The 4,855-nt window shown below is 49.9% G+C and carries 4 protein-coding genes and 1 pseudogene; 3 read left to right on the top strand and 2 right to left on the bottom strand.

Going from position 1 to position 4,855, the window contains the following annotated elements; translation table 11 throughout:
- Positions 1–82 precede the first annotated feature (82 nt).
- Positions 83–910: a 4-(cytidine 5'-diphospho)-2-C-methyl-D-erythritol kinase gene (gene ispE, locus M3090_RS14790; RefSeq protein WP_249057586.1), complete on the top strand. Its 828-nt coding sequence runs from the start codon at positions 83–85 to the stop codon at positions 908–910.
- 114 nt (positions 911–1,024) lie between these two features.
- On the opposite strand, the gene purT is transcribed toward ispE, so the two are convergent.
- Positions 1,025–2,191 (bottom strand): formate-dependent phosphoribosylglycinamide formyltransferase, encoded by a 1,167-nt coding sequence (gene purT, locus M3090_RS14795; RefSeq protein ID WP_249057587.1) that lies wholly within the window; start codon positions 2,189–2,191, stop codon positions 1,025–1,027.
- A 75-nt stretch (positions 2,192–2,266) separates the two neighbouring features.
- Positions 2,267–3,784, bottom strand: a complete 1,518-nt coding sequence (locus M3090_RS14800) for a DUF4301 family protein (RefSeq protein ID WP_249057589.1) — start codon at positions 3,782–3,784, stop codon at positions 2,267–2,269.
- A gap of 312 nt (positions 3,785–4,096) precedes the next feature.
- Between M3090_RS14800 and M3090_RS14805 the strand changes: the two genes are divergently transcribed.
- Both M3090_RS14805 and M3090_RS14810 read left to right on the top strand, forming a co-directional pair.
- Positions 4,097–4,315 (top strand): endonuclease domain-containing protein, encoded by a 219-nt coding sequence (locus M3090_RS14805; protein WP_249057591.1) that lies wholly within the window; start codon positions 4,097–4,099, stop codon positions 4,313–4,315.
- 428 nt (positions 4,316–4,743) lie between these two features.
- Positions 4,744–4,855, top strand: a pseudogene (locus M3090_RS14810) (IS982 family transposase); the annotation flags it as partial.

Consider the following 4,855-nt stretch of genomic DNA (forward strand, 5'->3'; position numbering starts at 1 on the left):
TATAAAATTAATACTTTTATCGCTATATCCCTAATTATCAAACGAATAATTTTATTTCTTATATCGAACTCACGTTAAATATATGCTGACCTTTCCAAATGCAAAGATTAATCTGGGACTAAACATCATTGAGAAAAGACCCGATGGATACCATAACTTAGAGACTGTTTTTTACCCCGTTCTCGTAGAGGATGCATTAGAAATAACTCTTCTGAGAAATCATGCAGGCAAAGGAGAATGTGTTCTCAACCTGTCTGGAAAAGAAATTGGTGGATGCACAAAAGACAACCTGGTAGTAAAAGCATATCAGATGCTAAACCAAGATTTCGGTTTACCATCTGTCGAAGTTAACCTACTAAAACATATACCTCTGGGAGCTGGTTTAGGAGGCGGTTCGTCCGATGCTGCTTTCATGCTAAAGATGTTGAACGAAGAGTTCGGATTGAACCTGTCCGAAGAAGAGCTTGAGGGCTATGCCTCACGATTAGGAGCAGATTGCGCCTTTTTCATCCGCAACCAACCCACCTACGCCGAAGGCATCGGCAATATATTTTCTCCTATCCGCCTCTCATTGAAAGGATACTGTATTTTGGTAGTAAAACCAGACATCTTCGTGTCCACTCGTGATGCCTTTGCCCATATTAATCCTCGAAGCCCGGCCTTCTCTTCCAAAGATATAGTTCTTCTTCCCGTGGAAGAATGGAAAGGGAAATTGGTCAATGATTTCGAAGAAAGCGTTTTCCCTCAGTTTCCTGAGATTGGCAAGATAAAAGAACAGCTCTATCAGTTAGGAGCGATATACGCCTCTATGAGTGGTTCTGGCTCCTCTGTTTACGGTCTGTTCCGGGATGATATAAGCGAATACGATTTCGGAGAAGGTACCTTTGTCTATCATGGCATCTTGCAATAACTCTAAACACAAATGAAGACTTCTCTTGATAATCTTTCACGTAAATCATCAAGAAAAGTCTTCATCGATACAAATATTACCCAACAATAGGTATCCTTCAATGATGCTATTCCGTCAGCATACCTCCACTTTGGCAGCCAAAGCCTTGGCCTTGTCGCGCAAAGCATCCAAATCGCTGCCGACTGGTGCATAACACAAGACAACACCCATACGACGGTTGAGGCGGGTTGTCGGCTTACCAAAGATGCGCAGGTAGGTATCTTCGGCGGCCGTCACTTCCTCCATGCCCTTGTAATCGGGTTGCGCTTGCGAGGCGATGCCAGACAAGATAACGGCGCTGGCTCCCATGCGCTCCAGCTTGACATGCGGAATAGGCAATCCCAAGACAGCCCGCAGATGAAGCTCAAACTCGTTGAGGTTCTGAGTACCGGCCAATGTCACCATGCCTGTGTCGTGCGGACGGGGCGACAGCTCCGAGAAGTAGACCCCGTTCTCATGGCTGAGGAAGAACTCCACGCCCCAAATGCCGGCACCGGTCAGAGCACGGGTTACCTTTTCGGCCATCTCCTGGGCTTCCTTCAGATGGGCCGGGTCAATATAGGCAGGCTGGAAGCTCTCGCGGTAATCCCCGTTCTTCTGCACATGGCCTATGGGCGGGCAGAACAGCGTCGGGCCATTCTTCTGCGTCACCGTAAGCAGGGTGATTTCACTGTCGAAACGGATGAACTCCTCGACAATCAATTCCTTGATGTCCCCCCGGCTGCCGCTGCATCCATACTCCCAGGCATGCTCCAGCTCTTCGGGGCCTTTCACCACCGACTGACCTTTGCCGGAAGACGACATCAGCGGTTTCACCACACAAGGGAATCCAATCTTGGCCGCAGCCTCTTTCAGTTCGTCCAACGACTTGGCGTAATAATAGCGTGCCGTCTTCAGGCCCAGCTCCTTGGCAGCCAGGTCACGGATGGCCTTACGGTTCATAGTGAAATTGACGGCACGGGCACTGGGCACTACCTGGATGCCTTCCTGTTCGAAATCATACAGCCGTTCGGTGCGGATGGCTTCAATCTCAGGAACGATGATGTCCGGCCGGTGCTTGCGCACGACACGCTCCAGGGCATCTCCGTCCAACATGCTGAACACTTCACTTTCGTCGGCCACCTGCATGGCCGGCGCGCCGGCATACGAATCGCAGGCGATGACATACTGGCCTACCCGCTGGGCGGCAATCACAAACTCCTTGCCCAGTTCGCCGGAGCCTAATAACAATATTCTCTTCATACTACATATTGGGTATTAAACAAAAGCAACCGAAAGGGGGTGCATCCCTTCCGGCCGCTCTACTATCATACATGCTTATTGATGCTGTTCACGCAACAGGTCGTTCACGGTCTTTACCGGGTTGAACGTGCTGAGGGGTACTTCCACGAAGACCGTGTTCCAGTCGCTCATCGCGCCGTTCCACAGGCCCGGCAGTTCCAGCGCCTTCAGGTCCTTGCCGTTCTTCGACTTGTGCGAGATGAAGCCCGTGGCCTTGTCCACATAGCGGGTCAGGTCGAACTTATGTCCCTTATAGTCGCGCACGGCACAAACCAGGTCTACGGGATTGAAGTGCGTGCCCTTCTCGAACATCTCCTTCTTCTCGGGGTCGTTCATGTCTATCTGCGAGCTCTCCAGGATTTGCAGGGAGATGGTGCCGTCGAGGTTATAGGCCAGGAACGGACCTCCGCCCGGTTCGCCCACGTTCTTCACCATGCCGCAGACACGCATCGGGCGGTTCAGTTTCTTCTTCAGGTAGATGACCAGTTCGGCATCCTCCAGGTTCTTCACCTCGGGGTTCTTGCAATGGAGCTTCTTCTGGAGGAACTGGAGGATTTCCAGCACCTGCTCATGGGTGTACTTGCCGCTGTCCAGCAACTGGAGGTAGGCAAAAGCCTGCTGCTGGAGACCCACCAGCACACCGGCAATGACTTTCTTGTAGAGCACCGTATCGCCTTTCAGCTTGTCGGGCACTACATTGTCTATGTTCTTGATGAAGATGACGTCGGCATCCAGGTCGTTCAGGTTCTCTATCAGCGCACCGTGCCCGCCCGGACGGAAGAGCAGCTTGCCGTTGTCGCGGAAGGGCTGGTTGTCCATGTCGGCGGCAATGGTGTCGGTGCTGGGCTTCTGCTCGGAGAAAGAGATATTATAGTCCACCCCGTAACGCTTGGCATAGATGGCGGCCTTTTCGTCCACCAGCGCCTTGAACAAGGGGCGGTGTTCGGGCGACACAGTGAAGTGCACGTTCACCTTGCCGTTCCGGTTGGCGGCATAGAGCGCGCCTTCCACCAGATGTTCCTCCACGGGGGTGCGGTTGCCGTCCTCATACTTGTGGAACTTCAGCAGGCCTTTGGGCAGGGCGCCGTAGTTCAGTCCGGCCGCCTGGAGCAAGGCTGCCACCACAGCCTTGTAGTTGCCTTCGGCCACCAGGGCGGCAATGTCCTTCCCCTCGGTCTTCTGGCATGCGGCGTTGAGGTCCTGGTAGAAAGCGAAGTCCGCGATACGGTCGAAAAACTTCTTCTCGAAGTCCGTGGTGGGGACGTCATAGTCTGCACCCAGAAACTCGAACAGGTTCTTGAACATGCGGCTGGCAGCGCCCGAGGCGGGCACGAACTTCACCACCGTCTTATCCGTCTGTGTGTAGGCCTCCCATGCATCCAGATACTTCTTCTGCTCGTCGGTGTCGGGAGCCAGGATACCGTTGCCCACCGAGGCGGCGGCATAAAGTTTCAGATAGGGGAAGCCCTTCTCGAAGCAGGCCAGTTGCTCGGCAATCTGCGCCTCGCTGATGCCTTTCCGGGTCAGCAAGTCTTTGTCTTCTTGTGTCATCATGATGTTGTACAATGTTTATAGGATGAAATTTGCCCAAAAGTACACATATTTCCTGACACCGCAAACTTTTAGGGGGGAGAAGTTGAGCACAAGGGGAAAAACCTGTATATTTGCCACTGGTTAAGCAACCACTGGTAACACAGATGATGCAGATAAGCTAATCGCCATACCTATGCGCAAAAAATGATATGCTTATGCAGATTTGATAAACAAAGAAGAATATAGGAAATCTTTACGGAACCATTCCGCAATCGCCGAAGCCGTCTTTGGGCGGATGTTGAAAGACAAGCAATTGAATGGTTTGAAATTCAGGTGGAGCAAGGCATCGGGCCCTCTATTGTAGATTTCTATTACCCGAAAATCAAATTGGCAATTGAGTTGGATGGAGAAGTTCATAATGCCAGTGCGGATTATGATGAGCGACGTACGACATTCTTGTCTGAAAAGAAAGGAATATATGCGATCAGATTTGAAAACAGAACAGTATTTGAAAATCTTTGGCGCATCTTTGAAGCCATAGAGGATACCTGAAAGACTACATACGCCGGGGATGAAAGAAGGTGTGTCAGCTCGGTTGATACCGCTACCACCCCGCCCTGAGAGCATTTACCCCTCCGACTCCCTCGTTTTCAGGTGAGGGCAACCTCCCCGAAGGAAGGGAATTGAGAACCACAGCGTTTATACTTTGCTTGAGATAAGTATGTACATTTATGTCGCACTAACTGACTCTCCTCCTCCGGAGAGGAGGAGAATCCACCAGGGGGAGGTGATAACGATACTACTATAACGTGAGTTCGATATTAGAAATAAAATTATTCGCTTGATAATTAGGGATATAGCGATAAAAGTATTAATTTTATAGTACCCAATTATAACATTTAAGCGATTATCACTATGTTTTCAGAGGCTAAAGTTATAGAAATTTAACCCGTTGGCGGAATTAAATTGATAAAAGATTTATGAATAAAAAGTTGTGCATATTGTTGATATTTAGCAAATTAAAGGTGGCCAAACTTTTAATAGACAAATATCGTATGCACAACCTATATGCAATATTCGCAAAATTTCTGC

The sequence above is a fragment of the Bacteroides sp. ET71 genome (assembly GCF_023336905.1).
Classification (GTDB): domain Bacteria; phylum Bacteroidota; class Bacteroidia; order Bacteroidales; family Bacteroidaceae; genus Bacteroides.

What these genes read in the sequence shown, in the direction of transcription:
- ispE (WP_249057586.1), top strand. Translation starts at nt 83, where the DNA reads ATGCTGACCTTTCCAAATGCAAAGATTAATCTGGGACTAAACATCATT.
- purT (WP_249057587.1), bottom strand. Translation starts at nt 2,191, where the DNA reads ATGAAGAGAATATTGTTATTAGGCTCCGGCGAACTGGGCAAGGAGTTT.
- M3090_RS14800 (WP_249057589.1), bottom strand. Translation starts at nt 3,784, where the DNA reads ATGATGACACAAGAAGACAAAGACTTGCTGACCCGGAAAGGCATCAGC.